The organism is Pseudomonas sp. TE3552 (assembly GCF_056278945.1).
The window spans coordinates 700,538-717,935 of record NZ_JBWBQJ010000001.1 but is presented as its reverse complement, the minus strand read 5'-3'; the positions used below and the strand labels follow the sequence as shown (position 1 = coordinate 717,935).

Genomic DNA, 17,398 nt, shown 5'->3' with positions numbered 1-17,398 from the left:
TACTGGGACAGTTGCCACAATAGTCGACCGTACAGTGCAGTGTCAGCAAAAACTGTACTGTTTTTTGCGAAGATGCGATGCAATTGATCGGCTAAACCTTGTAGCAGGTGCCGAAGGCTGCGTTCGAGGACGAAGTCCTCCTCGATCATTCTGGGGAGCCGCGCAAGAATTGACGACTGATTCGCAGCCGAGCGCAGGCTTCGCCAGCTGCTACAAGGTTGTCCGCGTGCAAAAAAAACCCGGCGCTGCTGAACAGGCCGGGGTTTCCAATGACGCCGCCCTTAGCGGGCGGCGCCGAGTTGGCCTTTTTCGTCGGAGAACACAATTTCCACCCGACGGTTCTGTGCACGCCCGCGCTCGGAAGCATTGGCGTCCACCGGGTATTCATCGCCGTAACCTTCGACCTGAATGCGTTTGTCATCGATGCCCAAATCCGTCAGCACGTCAGCCACCGATTGCGCACGGTCACGGGACAGCTTGAGGTTTTCCTGTTTACCGCCAGTGCTGTCGGTGTAGCCCTCGATCCGCACCACACGCTTGGGGTTGAGCTGCAGAAACTGCACGATCTTCAGCACCACGCGGTTAGCCGAGTTTTTCAGCTCCGCCTCGCCGGTATCGAATAGCACATCGCCCAGGGTCATCACCAGGCCACGGTCGGTCTGGGTCGTCGCCAACGCCACGATCTGCTCTTCAAGCCACTTGCCCTGCTGCTGCACGCTGAGCAACTTGGACTCGCGCAGGGCCAGTTGCAGGCGCTGACGCTCGAGTTCGAGCTTGGCTGCTCGCTCCTCGTTGAGCACTTGATTGGTGTGTTCCCGGGCGATTTCGCTGTAGCGCTGACTCAGGTAGGCGTAATGCACAACGTCCGAACCGCTGCCCCAGTAGCTGGACAGACGATCGGCGCGGGCCAGGGATTCACCGGCACGGATCACGTCTTTGGGCGCAATGCGCAACACGTTGGAGTCTTCCTTGACCTTCTGGAAGTCGGCGCCGGCCTGCTGCAACGCGGCTTCGCTGTGCTGACCGGCGCAGCCATACAAGCTTGCGCAACCGGCCAGGATCAAGCCGGTGAGTACTTGGGTCTTGAGGCTCATTGGGCATCTCCCAGTTGCTTGCGCAGGCGAGTGATGCGGGTGTCGAGCACGTTCAACTGCTTCTCGCTCTTGAGGGTCAGGACCCGGGCTTCGGCCAGGCGCGCATCCAGCTCGGCCTGCTCGGCCCGCATGCGTGCATTCTTGAAGGACTGGTCAGCCATGTTGCCCTTGGCACGCTTGAACTTGTCTTCGGCCAGTTTCAGCTCCGGCACGTCATCGACAGTAGCGCCGACGGCCTTGGCTTGCTCGAGGGCCTGTTCGGTCAGGCGTATTTGTTCATTCGGCGCCGGATCGGCTGCACAACCCGCCAGAGCCAGAACGGCCAGGACAGCGAAAAGAGGTCGAATACTCACTAAAAATCCCTACTGTATTGGGGTACTGACGGGTTGTGGCTGCTGTTGCGAGCCTTGCGCTTTCCAACGCTCGACATTGCGCAGCAACACGGCCTCCGTCAGTCCGGACGCGGGCAATTCTGTCATCTTTTTGGCCAGCTGTCCGCGCAACCAGGGATCGTTACAGGCGGAGTTATGGGAAACCGCGAGATACAGGCCGGGTTTGTCGATGGGTTGAGGGTGGGCCATCAAGTCATTGGCCATCCCCAGCGTTTGCACCATGGCCATGCCCGAGTAGCGGCCGGCGAGGACAAATTCCACCTCGCCCAGCAGCAATTTCTGAAAGGCCTGAGTCAGATTGGGTGTGCGCACGAGGGTCAATTGCTGCTCGGCGAAAGTGCCGAATGAAGGGGTCATTCGAGCCTTTTCCGACAACGCGCCGGGATGACCGTGAAGGTCTTGCGCTTCGTTGTAGACCAATAGCGAGTCATTGCGGGTCCAGACCAGGTAATCGTTTTCCAGCAGCGGTGGATGAATGTAATCCAGATTTTCCAGCTCATTTACCGCCAAGGGCGCATCGGCCAGCATGTCCATGCGCCCGCTGCGCACTTCGTCCAGGGCCTGGGAGCGTTTGCCGGCGTAAAGCAGCTCGACCTTGATGCCCAACTCCCCCGCCACTTGCTGCAACAGATCAGCACTGGCGCCTATCAGGTGGGTGGGGTTTTGCGGGTCTTGCCACAGGTACGGCGGCGCGTCCGGGCTGCCGGTCACCACCAGGCGCTCGCATTTGCCCGCGGCAGCGGACAGCCCCGGCAACAGCGCCAGGCCCAGCCACCAAGCCGGAAACAAAGAGCAGCCAAACCAGCGGCGCAGACCCATCGCAACACTCTCCCCACTCAAATCCGGAACAAAAAAAAGCCCGACCAAAAGGTCGGGCTCTTTATAAGTCAAGCTGCCGGATTAGACCAGCTTCTCGAACTCAGGGATGGCTTCGAACAGGTCTGCCACCAGGCCGTAATCGGCCACCTGGAAGATCGGCGCTTCTTCGTCCTTGTTGATCGCAACGATCACCTTGGAGTCTTTCATGCCGGCCAGGTGCTGGATCGCGCCGGAGATACCAACGGCGATGTACAGCTGTGGCGCAACGATCTTGCCGGTCTGACCGACCTGCATGTCGTTGGGTACGAAACCGGCGTCGACAGCAGCGCGGGAAGCACCGACGGCAGCGCCCAGCTTGTCGGCCAGGGCGTACAGGTGTTTGAAGTTGTCGCCATTCTGCATGCCACGGCCGCCGGAAACGACGATCTTGGCAGCGGTCAGTTCCGGACGATCGGACTTGGCCAGTTCTTCGCTGACGAAGCTGGAAGTGCCAGCGTCGTGTGCAACGGCAACGGCTTCAACAGCCGCCGAACCACCTTCAGCTGCAACCGGGTCGAAACCGGTGGCGCGGACGGTGATCACTTTGACCGCAGCGTTCGACTGCACGGTAGCGATGGCGTTACCGGCGTAGATCGGGCGCTTGAAGGTGTCGGCGCTTTCGACCGAGATGATCTCGGAGATCTGGTCAACGTCCAGCTGCGCGGCAACGCGTGGCAGGATGTTTTTGCCGTTGGAAGTGGCGGCAGCCAAGATGTGGCTGTAGCCCTTGCCCAACTCGGCTACCAGTGGAGCAACGTTCTCCGGCAGCTGATGCGCGTAAGCAGCATTGTCAGCGTTCAGGACTTTGCTCACGCCAGCGATTTTCGCAGCGGCTTCAGCCACGGCGCCAGCGCCCTGGCCTGCAACCAGAACGTGGATGTCGCCACCGATCTTGGCGGCAGCAGCAACGGTGTTCAGCGTGGCCGGGGCCAGCACTTTGTTGTCGTGTTCAGCGATTACCAAGATAGTCATGATTAGATTACCTTCGCTTCGTTTTTCAGTTTCTCGACCAGTTCAGCCACCGACTTGACCTTGATACCCGCGCTGCGTGCAGCCGGCGCTTCGACTTTCACGGTCTTGTTGGTAGAGGCGGTGGAAACGCCCAAAGCGTCCGGAGTCAGCACTTCGAGAGGCTTCTTCTTGGCTTTCATGATGTTTGGCAGGGACGCGTAGCGCGGCTCGTTCAAACGCAGGTCGGTGGTGACGATGGCCGGCAGTTTCAGGGAAACCGTCTGCGCGCCGCCGTCGATTTCGCGGGTCACGGCAACGCTGTCGCCGGACACTTCGACTTTCGAGGCGAACGTGCCCTGACCGTAGCCGCTCAGTGCAGCGAGCATCTGGCCAGTCTGGTTGTTGTCGCTGTCGATGGCTTGTTTGCCGAGGATCACCAGCTGAGGCTGTTCCTTGTCGACAACGGCCTTCAACAGTTTGGCAACGGCCAGGGAAGTCAGATCTTCAGCGGATTCGACGAGGATGGCGCGGTCGGCACCCAGAGCCAGCGCGGTGCGCAGTTGCTCTTGAGCGGTGGACGGGCCGATGGAGACGACGACGATTTCAGTCGCAACGCCTTTCTCTTTCAGACGTACGGCTTCTTCCACTGCGATTTCGCAGAACGGGTTCATCGACATCTTGACGTTGGCGAGGTCGACGCCGGAATTGTCCGCCTTGACGCGAACCTTGACGTTGTAATCAACAACGCGTTTGACAGCTACAAGAACCTTCATGGATTCCTCGTTACTCTCCGGTGAAAAGAAAGTCGCCTAGGCGAACCTGGCGGTTGATGCTCATCGGCGCAAGGGCACCTCTAAAAACGCTGGCAGGTGTAAAGGGTGAACCTTGCTCACGAGGCTGATAACCGTTCGTCAGTGGTGACTGACGAGTCATTCATTATCGTGGCGTGTAAACTGCGCGAAAAACCTGCGCGGCGCATCACCTTGTACTGCCATCGCCCTGTCTTTAGAGGTGCTCTTGAAACCAACAGTCAGCCTACGGCGAGCGCAAAACCGCCCGTATCTTGACCGGAACGCCTATTCCGGTCAATACGGCAAAATGGCCAGTCATAAGCCGCGGTGACTTTGATTTATCTGGCTTTGAGCCATTTCAAACAAACGTTTGTATTGGACGCTAAGAGTGGTGTAGATATAATGCGCCACCTAGAGAGAAAGGTGGGTCATCCATTGTCTCCTTCGGCGTTTGCCGCAAGGAAATAATGGATGCAACGCCAAACCTCCAATTAGAAAAAAACTGTTGAGCCTTGAGTAGGAGATAGCCTGTGGAACGCGAATACATGGAATTCGACGTGGTCATCGTCGGTGCCGGCCCCGCTGGCCTGTCCGCCGCCTGCCGTTTGAAGCAGAAGGCCGCCGAAGCCGGTAAGGAAATCAGCGTCTGCGTGGTCGAAAAAGGCTCCGAAGTCGGCGCTCACATCCTGTCCGGTGCCGTGTTCGAACCACGGGCTCTGAACGAATTGTTCCCGGACTGGAAAGAACTCGGCGCGCCGCTGAATACGCCAGTCACCCGCGATGACATCTTCGTTCTCAAGAACGCTGACAGCGCGCAGAAGATTCCTGACCTCTTTGTGCCCAAGACCATGCACAACGAAGGCAACTACATCATCTCCCTGGGCAATCTGTGCCGCTGGCTGGCTCAGCAGGCCGAGAACCTGGGCGTGGAAATCTACCCGGGCTTCGCCGCCCAGGAAGCACTGTTCGACGAGAACGGTGTGGTTCGCGGGATCATCACCGGCGATCTGGGCGTTGATCGCGAAGGCAATCCGAAAGAAGGCCTGTACACCCCGGGCATGGAATTGCGTGCCAAGTACACGTTGTTCGCCGAAGGTTGCCGCGGCCACATCGGCAAGCAGTTGATCAAGCGTTTCAACCTCGACAGCGAAGCCGACGCCCAGCATTACGGCATCGGCCTGAAAGAAATCTGGGAAATCGACCCGGCCAAGCACCAGCCTGGCCTGGTGGTCCACACCGCCGGCTGGCCGCTGGACATCATGGGCACCGAGAACACCGGTGGCTCGTTCCTCTATCACTTGGAAAACAACCAGGTGGTGGTCGGTCTGATCGTCGATCTGTCCTACAGCAACACTTTCCTGTCGCCGTTCGACGAATTCCAGCGCCTCAAGCATCACCCGGTGCTCAAGCAATACCTGGAAGGCGGCAAGCGCGTCAGCTACGGCGCTCGTGCTATCTGCAAAGGTGGCCTGAACTCGCTGCCGAAAATGGTCTTCAAGGGCGGCGCGCTGATCGGTTGCGACCTCGGCACCCTGAACTTCGCCAAGATCAAAGGCAGCCACACGGCGATGAAGTCCGGCATGCTCGCCGCTGAATCGGTAGCTGACGCACTGTTCGCGGACAAAGACGGCACCGAAGAGCTGACCACTTACGTCGACGCCTTCAAGAAAAGCTGGCTCTATGACGAACTGTTCGCCAGCCGCAACTTCGGCCCGGCGATGCACAAATTCGGCCCGATTCTCGGCGCCGCGTTCAACTACATCGACCAGAACTGGTTCGGCGGCAAACTGCCGTTCACCCTGCACGACACCAAGCCGGATTACGCGTGCCTGAAACTGGCGGCCGACTGCAAGAAGATCGACTACCCGAAACCGGACGGCAAGATCAGCTTCGACAAACTCAGCTCGGTGTTCATCTCTGGTACCAACCACGAAGAAGAGCAACCGTGCCACTTGAAGCTGGCCGACGCGAGCATTCCGATCGCCAAGAACCTGCCGATGTACGATGAACCTGCCCAGCGTTACTGCCCGGCCGGCGTGTACGAAGTGGTCACCCAGGAAGACGGCGAGAAGCGCTTCCAGATCAACGCCCAGAACTGCGTTCACTGCAAGACCTGCGACATCAAGGACCCTGCACAGAACATCACCTGGGTGGCGCCGGAAGGCTCCGGCGGCCCGACTTACCCGAACATGTAAGTCGAACACCTGAACATCAAGGCTCCCTGAATGGGGGCCTTTTTGTTGCCCGCAATTCAAGCGTCACCACAAGAACCTGTGGATCAGGCAGCGCGCTCATCCCCCGGATTACGTTCGAAGTAACGCTTGTACTCACGGCTGAACTGCGACGTACTCTGATACCCCACCCGATGCGCCACCTGGGCCACGCCCAATCCTTCGCCCTGCAGCAAGCGCTGGGCCTTGAGCAAACGCAAACGCTTCAGATACTGCACTGGCGACAACAAGGTGCAGCGTTTGAAATGCTCGTGAAACGTCGATGCGCTCATGTTGGCGCAACTGGCCAGGGCTTCGACGTTCAGCGGCTCGGTGTAATGCGCATGCAGATGGCTCAGGGAGGCCGCGATCCGGGCGAACTGCCCCTGTTGCTCCACCAGCGCCCGCAATACATCGGCTTGCGGCCCACGCAAGGCGACGAACAACAACTCACGCAATCGCGCCTGTCCCATAACCTGGCTCTCCAGCGGGTCGTGCAGACAGCGCAACAGCCGTTCAACACAACCCCGCATCGCATCATCGAGCACCGCCGAAGTCATGGACTCTGGCGTCTGCGCCGCGATATAGCGCCCCGACGCCAGCCCCATGGCCAGCACCAACTCACCGAGCAACACCCGGTCAATGGCGATGGAAATGCCCAGCATCGGGCCATCGGGCGCGGAAAACGTCTCGCACTCGAACGGCACCGGCAGCGCCTGAATCAAATAATGCCCGGCACCGTATTCCAGAGTACGCGACCCCAGATACGCCAACTTGCCACCCTGGGCAATGATGACCAGGCTTGGCTCGTAGATTTGCGGGCCGCGGGCCAAATCACGACTGGCCCGCAAAATCTGCACGCCTGGCAACGCGGTTGGCGTGTAACCATCGCGGGTGGTCAGCGACTGGATCAGCGAAACCAGCGTGGCATTGGCATCGAGATAACGGGTCAACAACATGGGGAGCTCTTCACAAAAAAGTAACGAAAAAAGGGATGAAAACATCATCGCAGGTCTGAACGCCAATACGACCCATCGAAGATGGATGCCGGAGGATTAGGCATGACACCCGGAGGAATCGCCATGGCCGGTCACCCGTGCGGTGCCCAGAATGGCTCGCCTCACCTGTCACTGCTTTTGCGAGGTTCACCATGTACACCGCCATCGGATATGCCGCTCAGTCGCCCACCACTCCCCTCGCCCCGATGAAATTCGAACGCCGCAGTCCACGGCCCGACGACGTCGCAATCGAGATTCTCTACTGCGGCGTCTGCCATTCCGACATCCACCAGGCGCGCAACGAGTGGGGCATTGCGGTTTACCCGCTGATGCCCGGCCATGAGATCGTCGGCAAAGTGACCGCCGTCGGCGCGAACGTTACTAAACACAAAGTCGGCGATCTGGTCGGCGTCGGTTGCATGGTCGACTCGTGCCGCCACTGCGCAGCCTGCCAGGCCGATCTGGAGCAATACTGCCTCGAAGGTCCGACCACGACATACGCCACCCCGGACCGGGTCGATGGCAGCAACACGATGGGCGGTTACTCCGACAGCATCGTGGTCAGCGAACACTTCGTTGTGCGCATCCCGGAGAAGCTTGACCTGGCCAGCGCCGCGCCGATTCTGTGTGCTGGCATCACCACCTACTCGCCGCTCAAGCACTACGGCGTCAAGGCCGGCGACAAGGTCGGGATTCTCGGCATGGGAGGCCTCGGTCACATGGGCATCAAGTTCGCCAAGGCGATGGGCGCTGAAGTGACCTTGTTCACCCGCTCGGCGAGCAAGGCTGAAGAAGGTCGTCGCCAGGGCGCGGACCACGTGATCATGTCCACCGATGCGCAACAGATGAAGGCTGCCGCAGGACAGTTCGACTTCCTGCTGGACACCATTCCGGTGCAGCACGACCTCAATCCCTACCTCGATACGCTGCGTTTCGACGGCGTGCACATTCTGGTGGGTTTGATCGAGCCGATCGATCCGCCGGTGCATGGGGGCAAACTGGTAATGAGCCGTCGCGTATTGGCCGGCTCGCTGATCGGCGGCATCGCCGAAACCCAGGAAGTGCTGGATTTCTGTGCCGAGCACGGCATCTCCTGCGACATCGAAATGCTCGACATCCGCCAGATCAACGAGGCTTACACCCGCATGATCGCCGGTGACGTTAAATACCGCTTCGTGATCGACATGGCGACGCTAAAACTCTAAACCTTCAGGCCCAACTCCGCCGACAGCCGGGCTGTGACCCCTTTGATCAGGGGAATCAGCTCGGCCATTTTTTCCAGCGGCATGTACGGCACGGTGCTGGCGATGCTGATGCCGGCGACGATGCGCTTGCTGGCATCGCGGATCGGCGCCGCCACGCAACGGATCGACGGTTCGTTGTCTTCCAGGTCGAAGGCGTAACCGCCGGCCACGTACTCGATCATGCGCTGCTGAAACTGCTCCCAGGATTGCTCCGGGTGCTGCGGCCAGAACTGATTTTTCCCACCCACCGGCAAGCTGATTTCATACAGCCTTTGCCATTCTTCCTGCGTGTCATCGAGCATCAGCGCCTTACCGATCCCGGTACGCGCCAATGGCATGCGATGCCCCACCCGCGAACGCATTTCCGGACCGTTGTGCCCCGGATTCTTGTGCAGGTACAGCACCTCGTCGCCTTCACGAATCGCCAGGTGAATGGTGTCGCCGGTCAACGCCGACAACTCATCCAGATACGGCCCGGCCAGCGTCACCAGCGGCAGCTCTTCACGTGCCTGGAAGCCCAGCTCGATCAGTTTGGGCCCCAGCAGATAACCGACTTGCGGCACCACCCGCAGATAACGCTCGTCCACCAGACAACTGGCCAGACGATGGGTGGTGCTGCGCGTGGTGCCGATCAGCCGGGCGATTTCCTTGAGATCGCGGGCGCCACTGGCCACCGCCTGCACCACACCCAGGCCACGAAGCAGTGTCTGGGTGCCGGTCGGCGCGGCGTCCTTGGCGATTTTTGGGGCGTCTTCCTGCATATCCAGCCTTTACCGTTGAGCGAGTGAACGGACGGCATTATGGTCGCCCGACGGCTGCGACTACAACTTGATACGCTCGACCTTGCCCACCAGTAACACGTAGGAAAGCGCCCCCAACAACGCCAGAACCGAGATATAGGTAATCGCAGGGGCAAACGAATCACCGGAGGCGAGGAAACCGATGACGATCGGCGTGGTAATCGCCGCCAGGTTGCCGATGAAATTGAACACGCCACCGGTCAATCCAAGCAAGCGCGCCGGGGCCAGGGTCGACACCAGCGACCAGGTGATCGAGGCCAGGCCGTTGCCGAAGAAGGCCAGCGCAAGGAAGGCAATCACCAGCGGCGTCGACTCGACGAAGTTGGCGCCGATGATCGAGGTGGAAATCAGCAGGCCGCCAATGATTGGCAATTTGCGAGCGAAACCCACCGTGTAACCGCGACGAATCAAGAAGTCGGAGAAAAAACCCGAACACAACACACCGACGAAGGCTGCCAGAAACGGTAGCGACGCCAGCAAGCCAGACTTGATGAAGTCCATGCCGCGATATTTCACCAGATAGGTGGGGAACCACGTCAGGAAAAACCACAACGTGGAATTGAGGCAAAACTGGCCCAGGTAAATGCCCCACAACTTGCGTTTGCTCAGAACAATCCCGAGGTCGACCCAGCTGAATTTCGCCTTGGTCTTGGCAGCTTCAGCCTGGATATCCACCAACCCGCCGCCCTCGCGGATCAGCTCGACTTCACCGTCGTTGGCGCCCTTGAAATCCCGTGGTTCGCGATACACCGCGTACCAGATCACCGCCCAAATAATGCCCACTACACCGGTGCTGACAAACACCATGTGCCAGCCATATTGGTGCTGCAGCCAGGCGAGCACCGGCGTCAGGAACGCCAGGCCGACGAACTGCCCGGAGGTGTAGAAACCAATGGCGGTGGCGCGTTCGCGCTCGGGGAACCAGGTGGTCACCACGCGGCTGTTGATCGGGTACGCCGGCGCTTCCAGGGCACCGACTGCCATGCGCAACACGAACAGCGCGATGAAACTGGCGGCAAAACCGAGCATCACCGTGGCCAGCGACCACAGCAGCAGGGCGACGCTATACAGAATGCGCGGCGGTACCCGGTCCACCAGCCAGCCGCCGGGGATTTGCATGGCGGCGTAAGTCCAGCCGAACGCGGAAAAAATCAGCCCGACATGAATCGGATCGATGCCCAGATCGCTGGTCAGCGCCGGGGCGGCAATGGACAGGTTGCTGCGGTCCAGGTAGTTGATCACCACCGTGATGAACAACAGGACCATGATGAAAAAACGCTTGCGACTGGGCGTCACCAACGACGCCTGCCCGGTGAGGGTTTGCGGTTGCATGGGGGGTGCCTCTTCTTATGTTTATTGAGGTCAATGGACGAAACGCAACAAAATCTGTAGGAGCGAGGCTTGCCCGCGAAGGCGTCAGTGGGAACGCCGATAAAAATCAAGCAGACCGAGGCGTGGCCTTCGCGGACAAGCCTCGCTCCTACAAGGACGGTGTCAAATCACCACTCGGCAAAGCTGCCATCGGCATGACGCCAGATCGGGTTGCGCCAGCGGTGGCCGACGGCGGCGCGCTCGATCACGTATTCCTCGTTGATCTCGATGCCCAGGCCTGGACCGTTGGGGATCTTCACGAAGCCCTTGTCGTAATCGAACACTCGCGGATCTTTCACATAATCGAGCAGGTCATTGCTCTCGTTGTAATGGATGCCCAGGCTCTGTTCCTGGATGAACGCGTTGTAGCAAACCGCGTCCAGTTGCAGGCACGCCGCCAGGGCAATCGGGCCCAGCGGGCAATGCAGCGCCAGCGCCACGTCGTAGGCTTCGGCCATGTTGGCGATCTTGCGGGTTTCGGTGATACCGCCCGCATGAGAGGCATCGGGCTGGATGATGTCGACGTAGCCTTCGCTGAGCACACGCTTGAAGTCCCAGCGCGAGAACAACCGCTCGCCGAGGGCAATCGGCGTGCTGGTCAGCGGTGCCAGTTCTTTCAGCGCTTCGTAGTTTTCGCTGAGCACCGGTTCTTCGATGAACATCAGTTTGTACGGGTCGAGTTCCTTCATCAGCACCTTGGCCATGGGCTTGTGCACCCGGCCATGGAAGTCCACGCCGATGCCGACATTCGGGCCAACCGCATCGCGGACGGCGGCGACGTTGGCCAAGGCCAGGTCGACTTTCTCGAAGGAGTCGAGGAATTGCAGCTCTTCGGTGCCGTTCATTTTCACCGCCGTGAAGCCACGGCTGACCGCTTCTTTCGCGGCGCGTGCGGTATCTGCCGGGCGATCACCACCGATCCACGAATAAACGCGAATCTTGTCCCGCACCTGACCACCCAACAGATCGCTGACCGATACCCCCAGGGCCTTGCCCTTGATGTCCCACAACGCCTGGTCGATGCCGGCCAGGGCGCTCATGTGGATCGCGCCGCCACGATAGAAGCCGCCACGGTAGAGCACGGTCCAGATGTCTTCGATGTTGCGTGGGTCTTTGCCGATCAGGTAGTCGGACAATTCTTCAACGGCAGCGGCAACGGTGTGGGCGCGGCCTTCGACCACAGGCTCGCCCCAACCGGTCACGCCCTCGTCGGTTTCGACCTTGAGGAAGCACCAGCGCGGCGGGACGATGAAGGTAGTGAGTTTGGTGATTTTCATCTCTATTGTCTCTCTTGTAGATGCAGCGCTCACAGCGCCAAAAAGTCTTAACGCAACGCATTCCAGGCAGCGACATACGCCTTGGCGCGCACCGCTACTTCGTCAGCCGTCATGCCCGGTTTGAACAACCCGGAACCGAGACCGAAACCTTTGACGCCGGCCTCGACAAACACCTGCATGTTGTCCGGCGCAATCCCGCCCACTGGCACCAGCACCGTCCCTGCCGGCAACACCGCCAGCCAGGCTTTCACAACGGCTGGCCCCATTTGTTCGGCCGGGAACATCTTCAACACATCCGCCCCTTCAGCCAGCGCCGCAAACGCTTCGGTCGGCGTCGCGACGCCCGGCGACAGGAACAGCCCCGCCGCTTTCGCCGCGCGCAACACCTTGGCATCGCTGTGGGGCATGACGATCACTTGGCCGCCCGCCGCTTTCACTTGCTCGACCTGCTCCGGGGTCAGCACCGTGCCCGCGCCAATCAGGCAATCGGCGGGCAAAGTACTGCGCAGAATGCGGATACTTTCGTACGGTTCAGGGGAATTAAGCGGCACTTCGATGACGCGAAATCCGGCCGAATACAGGACTTCGCCGACGGCTGCCGCTTCTTGCGGACGCAGGCCACGCAGGATCGCGATCAGACCGTTTTGTGCCAGTGCTTGCTTGAGCATGTCAGACCTCCAGTCAGGTTTAACGGGATGAGGGTGTCGTGACCAGTCCGGCGGCGACCGCCAAGTGCCACAACCCGCGTTCGGTGGCCTGCTCGGCCAGGGTCACCCGGGTAAAACCGCAGGCGTCGAGCGCCCGGCTGTAGCGGGCGCAGAGTTGGGAGTTACCAATGAGAATGATCGACGGCAGATGGACGCTGTTACGCCGACGCCGCTGAACGCTGGCCAGGGCCGACAGTTCATGACCGATCAACAGGCCCGACAGATAGTCCGGTTGAGCCGTGGCGCTCAGTTCACCGGTCAGCCCCAGACTGCGGGCACTGAACAGCGTCGACAGCGGCCCGATCTCGCCGTCCGCCGACAGCGCCACTTGCACGCCACGGTCAAACGCTTCGCCATCAAAAGACCCACCGCGCTGCTGAGTGCGCCCCAGAATGCTGTGTTCGCTGAGGACGGCGAAGACTTCGCCCGTCATGAAAGTATCGAAATGCACGATGCAGCCGTCGGCCACTTCCACCCATTTCGAATGACTGCCCGGCAAGCCGATCAACAGATCGTTGCCCGCCCCGCCCGGCAGATTCTGCAATACACCGAGGACCTGGGTTTCCTCGCCGCGCATCACGTTCGGCAAGCGCGAACGCTGAATCACGCCCGGCACGATGTGCACATCGACACCGCGAAGACTGCGAACGGTTTGTAGGGAAGTTCCGAGATTGGCGACGTTCGCCGGCGTGTCGCAGTAGGCCGCTTCGCGCCAGCCCTGAGCACTGCCGACCATGCCGCAAGCAATCACCGGCAAATCGGGCTGCGCGTCGAGCCAGTCACCGCACGCCTCATCGAAGGCCAATTCAAAACCGTCGGCACATTCCTGGCCGGCGATGATTCGCGGCGTCCTGGGCAGCTGCATGATCCCGGACGACAGCGAGCGCTGTTCCAGCACCTGGCCACCGAAGCCGAGTTTGTAAGCACGTAATGAGGTTGTCCCCCAATCGAGCGCGATCAATTGCGCCAGCATCGCTTCACCTGTTTTGGTTTTTGGCAGTGAGTGAGCTGGACTATAAACCTGGACGAAGGTAAATCTCAATATATAAATATCAATCCCATATATTGGGAGATGCACAAAAAAAAATCGCAGCCTTCGGCAGTCCCTACAGATTCGATGTGCGACGCAATAGCGCGGTCGAACACAATCCCGTGTAGGAGCTGCCGAAGGCTGCGATCTTTTAGGGGATCAATTGCCCTCGGCAAAATCCCTTAACACTGCCCCATCCATCCGATACCGCACCCACTCTTCCTGCGGTTGTGCGCCGAGGGATTTGTAGAATTCGATCGCCGGTTTGTTCCAGTCCAGCACGCTCCATTCGAAACGGCCGCAGTCATTGGCGCAGGCGATTTTTGCCAAGTGACGCAGCAAGGTTTTACCGGCGCCACCACCTCGTTGTTCAGGGGTGATGTAGAGGTCTTCGAGGTACAGGCAATTGCTGCCCAGCCAGGTGGAATAGCTGAAAAAGAACACCGCGAAGCCGATCGGCAGGCCGTCGCGCAGGCAGATCAGGCCATGGGCGGTGGCACCTTCGCTGAACAGGCTGCGCTCAATGTCGGCGACGCTGGCGATGACTTCGTGACGGGCACGTTCGAAGTCGGCCAGTTCAGTGATGAACGCGAGGATTTGCGGAGCATCGCTGGGGGTTGCCGGGCGGATTTCGATCGTCATGGACGTGCCTTGTCAAAAGTTGAAAACGCCATACTAAGTCCGCGCGCGGCGCTCGTCACATTTGAAAGCAATGTGGCGAGGGAGCTTGCTCCCGCTCGGCTGCACAGCAGTCGCAAAACTGGCGACGCTGATCTAGTTGAAATACCGTGTCGTCTGGGGTTGGGGCTGCTGTGCAGCCCAGCGGGAGCAAGCTCCCTCGCCACAAAAGCGTTTCCACACTAAAGGACTTTTATGACCACTATCGCTTTTGCGCCTCTGCACAATCTGGCATCAAGACTGCTGCCCCACGCGCTGGAACCTGGCGAGGACGGCGCCCATGATCTGTCGCACTTGCAGCGGGTGTGGCACAACGTGCGCACACTTCAGGCTGAAGAAGGCGGTGATCTTGAGGTGCTGCTGGCCGCCGTGCTGTTGCACGATTGCGTGGCGGTGGAGAAGAACTCGCCGCTGCGTTCCCAGGCGTCACGGCTGGCGGCGCAGAAAGCGTCGACAGTGCTGACAGCCATGGATTGGCCTGACGCAAAAATCACCGCGGTCGTCCATGCCATTGAGGCCCATAGCTTCAGCGCCAACATCACGCCCACGACCCTCGAAGCCCGAATCATCCAGGACGCCGACCGCCTCGACTCCCTTGGCATGCTCGGCGTGGCGCGTACCTTCTACATTGCCGGGCGCATGGGCAGCGCGTTGTACGACCCAGTGGACCCGGAGGCAAACGAGCGGGACTACGACGACAAACGCTTTTGCCTCGATCATTTCCAGACCAAGCTGCTGCACCTCGCGGACGGTTTCCAAACGACCACCGGCCAGCGTCTGGCACAGGTTCGTCATCAACGCTTGAAGGGATTCATGGAACTGTTCAAGGAAGAAATCGGCGTCTGCCAAGCGCATTACTCCGGCCGGCGCTAACCCTGAAATCGGTAACCACAGACCTAACTTCGGCGCCTTGCGTGATAGATAGATGACGTTCACTTCTATCGGGTCAAGGAACAGCCTCATGTCTAACGCCGCCCCACCAGTCTCAAGCAAGTTATTCGGCCTGTTCTGCCTCGCCAGCTACTTGCTGTCGTTGTCCTATGGCTCGACCTTTTTGCTGTCGCTGCTGATCAGCTCGCGAGGTGGCAATGAACACGATGCCGGCAGCGTGATTTCGGCGGCAATGCTCAGCACCTTTGCGGCGGTGCTCGTCTCTGGTCACTTGTCCGACCTGCTCGGCGCGGCGCGCTCCATTGCCCTGTTCAGCCTGTTGCTGGTGATCGCCAGCCTGGGGTTTGCCTTGACGCCGGGCGTTGGCCATCTGCTGCTGTTTTTTGGATTGATGCTGGGGTTGGGCTGGGGTGTTTTCTACACCCTCGGACCGATCATCGTCGCGAGCCTGGTGACGCCCGCTCAACGGGCCAAATACTTTGCGTTGCTGTCGGGCAGCATGATGACCGGGATCGGCAGCGGCCCACTGTTAGGCCGCGCAGCCAGTGCCCTCGGGTATCCGGTAACGGCCGCGTTTTACCTCGCTGCACTGGCCAGTCTGATTGGCGCTTTGCTGTTCTGGCGGCTGGATGCCCGGCTCAAAAGAACGCCCTCCGCGTCTGCGTCAGTCGCACGCATTTCCTGGCGCGCAACGGCTCAGGTGTTGTCCTCCAGAGCCGTGTTCCCGATCATCATGGTCGGCCTCGGCGGCTGCGTGTTCGGCGGATTATCGAGTTTTCAAACCAGTTACGCGGCGTCTCGCTCACTGGATTATTCACTGTTCTTTTTCGGCTTCATGGGCGCGGCGATCAGCAGCCGAATGCTGATTGCCGGCTTCGTGGTCAAACGCGATCCGTTACGTGCATCCTGCCTGTTGTCCGGCCTGATGATGGGCTCGATCCTGATATTCGGTTTTGTGGTCGACGACGGTTTCAGCTATGTGCTGGCGGCAGCGATGCTCGGGATTGGTTATGGACTGACGTATTCGGTGATCAATGGCCTGGCGGCGAACGAAGCACCGTCCGGTACCACCTCACAATCCTTGCTGTTGTTCAGCCTGTCCTACTTCATCGGCGTGTTCGGCTTTCCACTACTGGCCGGGAAAATCATCGTCGAATACGGGATGCTGACGTTGTTGCTCACGGTACTGTCGGTCGCCCTGCTGAACTGGCTGATCACCGTGGGGCGGTTGGTCTGGCGTCACGTCAGCAAGGTCACAACGTTGCAGCAAGCCTAGCCCGCCCCTGGACCACTCGTCGTTCCTCAGGCACCAATCCAGGTCTGGGACGGACCAATATCGAGTAAGGGCTCGCCAATGCGAGCGAGGAGCAACACTCGTCCATCCCAACCAAGAGGTCACCATGAACGTCGATAAAAACCTGGAAAAAGAAGTCCTGACCCGCCTGCTGCATGCCCATCCAAGCGGCTTGGGCAAGGAGGTTCTGGACAATTACCGGGGGGAGAAAGTCGTGGCCAGCACCCTCGCGACATTGCAGGAGCGCGGGCTGATCCAGCACGGTCATGTGATCTGCAATGAAGCCGGCGAACACTCGCTGAACCTGCCGATCAAACTCAGCGCCGCTGGGGTTGAGGCGGCACGCAAACTGGATAACTAGCCGAGCAGGAGCTGGCGAAGCCTGCGCCAGCGCCTATAGCCAGGAGAAATCCCATGCCTCGTGGAAGCAAAGACAAATACACCGCCGAGCAGAAACGCAAGGCCGAACACATCGAAGAAAGCTACGAACGCAAAGGCGTGTCGAAAGATGAAGCCGAGGCCCGCGCCTGGGCGACGGTGAACAAGCAGTCGGGTGGCGGTGAGCGCGCCGGCGGCTCGGGACGCAAGAAACCGGCCGCTGCCAAGTCTGCCGATCGCAAGGAATCAGCCCGCCGTGCAGTCGCCACCCGTGAGGGCAAGCCGCGCAACAGCCAGGCGTCGCGCGATACGCAGACGGTGGACAGCCTGATGAAAGAAGCCCGGGCGAAGAAGATTCCGGGGCGTTCGAGCATGCGCAAGCAAGAGTTGATCGAGGCGTTGCGCAAGGCGGGTTGAAAGTCAGTATTGAGGGT

General features: G+C 59.9%; 18 protein-coding genes. 6 read left to right on the top strand and 12 right to left on the bottom strand.

Annotated elements, in window-relative coordinates:
- Nucleotides 1-281: 281 nt before the first annotated feature.
- The 5 genes from ACZ9BB_RS03155 to ACZ9BB_RS03135 all read right to left on the bottom strand — a co-directional run bounded on the left by ACZ9BB_RS03155 (nt 282) and on the right by ACZ9BB_RS03135 (nt 4,068).
- Complete coding sequence (locus ACZ9BB_RS03155; protein ID WP_476212496.1) at nt 282-1,094, bottom strand: OmpA family protein; 813 nt, start codon at nt 1,092-1,094, stop codon at nt 282-284.
- On the bottom strand, nt 1,091-1,447 hold the full coding sequence (locus tag ACZ9BB_RS03150; protein ID WP_476212495.1) for a DUF4398 domain-containing protein: 357 nt from the start codon (nt 1,445-1,447) through the stop codon (nt 1,091-1,093). Before ACZ9BB_RS03150 ends, ACZ9BB_RS03155 begins: the two co-directional genes overlap by 4 nt.
- Before the next feature lie 9 nt (nt 1,448-1,456).
- Nucleotides 1,457-2,305: a substrate-binding periplasmic protein gene (locus ACZ9BB_RS03145; protein WP_476212494.1), complete on the bottom strand. Its 849-nt coding sequence runs from the start codon at nt 2,303-2,305 to the stop codon at nt 1,457-1,459.
- An 81-nt stretch (nt 2,306-2,386) separates the two neighbouring features.
- Nucleotides 2,387-3,316, bottom strand: coding sequence for an electron transfer flavoprotein subunit alpha/FixB family protein (locus tag ACZ9BB_RS03140; RefSeq protein WP_476212493.1), 930 nt, complete (start codon nt 3,314-3,316; stop codon nt 2,387-2,389).
- A 2-nt stretch (nt 3,317-3,318) separates the two neighbouring features.
- A complete protein-coding gene (locus tag ACZ9BB_RS03135; RefSeq protein ID WP_007942046.1) occupies nt 3,319-4,068 on the bottom strand; it encodes an electron transfer flavoprotein subunit beta/FixA family protein in 750 nt (249 codons plus the stop codon).
- Nucleotides 4,069-4,616: 548 nt separating this feature from the next.
- Between ACZ9BB_RS03135 and ACZ9BB_RS03130 the strand changes: the two genes are divergently transcribed.
- The gene (locus ACZ9BB_RS03130; RefSeq protein WP_476212492.1) at nt 4,617-6,281 is read left to right on the top strand and encodes an electron transfer flavoprotein-ubiquinone oxidoreductase; all 1,665 of its coding nucleotides are present in this window, start codon (nt 4,617-4,619) and stop codon (nt 6,279-6,281) included.
- Between the two features lie 83 nt (nt 6,282-6,364).
- Here the strand turns inward: ACZ9BB_RS03130 and ACZ9BB_RS03125 are convergent, their stop codons facing one another.
- Nucleotides 6,365-7,255: an AraC family transcriptional regulator gene (locus tag ACZ9BB_RS03125; RefSeq protein ID WP_105343055.1), complete on the bottom strand. Its 891-nt coding sequence runs from the start codon at nt 7,253-7,255 to the stop codon at nt 6,365-6,367.
- 191 nt (nt 7,256-7,446) lie between these two features.
- Between ACZ9BB_RS03125 and ACZ9BB_RS03120 the strand changes: the two genes are divergently transcribed.
- Nucleotides 7,447-8,499: an NAD(P)-dependent alcohol dehydrogenase gene (locus ACZ9BB_RS03120; protein ID WP_476212491.1), complete on the top strand. Its 1,053-nt coding sequence runs from the start codon at nt 7,447-7,449 to the stop codon at nt 8,497-8,499.
- Here ACZ9BB_RS03120 and ACZ9BB_RS03115 read toward each other — a convergent pair.
- The 6 genes from ACZ9BB_RS03115 to ACZ9BB_RS03090 all read right to left on the bottom strand — a co-directional run bounded on the left by ACZ9BB_RS03115 (nt 8,496) and on the right by ACZ9BB_RS03090 (nt 14,365).
- Nucleotides 8,496-9,299 (bottom strand): IclR family transcriptional regulator, encoded by an 804-nt coding sequence (locus ACZ9BB_RS03115; RefSeq protein WP_476212490.1) that lies wholly within the window; start codon nt 9,297-9,299, stop codon nt 8,496-8,498. The genes ACZ9BB_RS03120 and ACZ9BB_RS03115 overlap by 4 nt on opposite strands.
- A gap of 60 nt (nt 9,300-9,359) precedes the next feature.
- A complete protein-coding gene (locus tag ACZ9BB_RS03110; RefSeq protein WP_476212489.1) occupies nt 9,360-10,670 on the bottom strand; it encodes an MFS transporter in 1,311 nt (436 codons plus the stop codon).
- 167 nt (nt 10,671-10,837) lie between these two features.
- The gene (dgoD, locus tag ACZ9BB_RS03105; protein ID WP_007903915.1) at nt 10,838-11,986 is read right to left on the bottom strand and encodes a galactonate dehydratase; all 1,149 of its coding nucleotides are present in this window, start codon (nt 11,984-11,986) and stop codon (nt 10,838-10,840) included.
- 47 nt (nt 11,987-12,033) lie between these two features.
- Nucleotides 12,034-12,654: a 2-dehydro-3-deoxy-6-phosphogalactonate aldolase gene (locus ACZ9BB_RS03100; RefSeq protein ID WP_476212488.1), complete on the bottom strand. Its 621-nt coding sequence runs from the start codon at nt 12,652-12,654 to the stop codon at nt 12,034-12,036.
- A gap of 19 nt (nt 12,655-12,673) precedes the next feature.
- On the bottom strand, nt 12,674-13,666 hold the full coding sequence (locus ACZ9BB_RS03095; protein WP_476212487.1) for a 2-dehydro-3-deoxygalactonokinase: 993 nt from the start codon (nt 13,664-13,666) through the stop codon (nt 12,674-12,676).
- Between the two features lie 216 nt (nt 13,667-13,882).
- Complete coding sequence (locus ACZ9BB_RS03090) at nt 13,883-14,365, bottom strand: GNAT family N-acetyltransferase (protein ID WP_052964833.1); 483 nt, start codon at nt 14,363-14,365, stop codon at nt 13,883-13,885.
- Nucleotides 14,366-14,596: 231 nt separating this feature from the next.
- On the opposite strand from ACZ9BB_RS03090, the gene ACZ9BB_RS03085 reads away from it, so the two are divergent.
- The 4 genes from ACZ9BB_RS03085 (at nt 14,597) to ACZ9BB_RS03070 (ending at nt 17,381) form a co-directional block, all read left to right on the top strand.
- The gene (locus ACZ9BB_RS03085; RefSeq protein ID WP_476212486.1) at nt 14,597-15,274 is read left to right on the top strand and encodes an HD domain-containing protein; all 678 of its coding nucleotides are present in this window, start codon (nt 14,597-14,599) and stop codon (nt 15,272-15,274) included.
- Nucleotides 15,275-15,362: 88 nt separating this feature from the next.
- A complete protein-coding gene (locus ACZ9BB_RS03080) occupies nt 15,363-16,568 on the top strand; it encodes an MFS transporter (protein ID WP_476212485.1) in 1,206 nt (401 codons plus the stop codon).
- 124 nt (nt 16,569-16,692) lie between these two features.
- On the top strand, nt 16,693-16,947 hold the full coding sequence (locus ACZ9BB_RS03075; RefSeq protein WP_018926197.1) for a hypothetical protein: 255 nt from the start codon (nt 16,693-16,695) through the stop codon (nt 16,945-16,947).
- Between the two features lie 53 nt (nt 16,948-17,000).
- A complete protein-coding gene (locus tag ACZ9BB_RS03070; RefSeq protein WP_476212484.1) occupies nt 17,001-17,381 on the top strand; it encodes a Rho termination factor N-terminal domain-containing protein in 381 nt (126 codons plus the stop codon).
- Nucleotides 17,382-17,398: the final 17 nt, after the last annotated feature.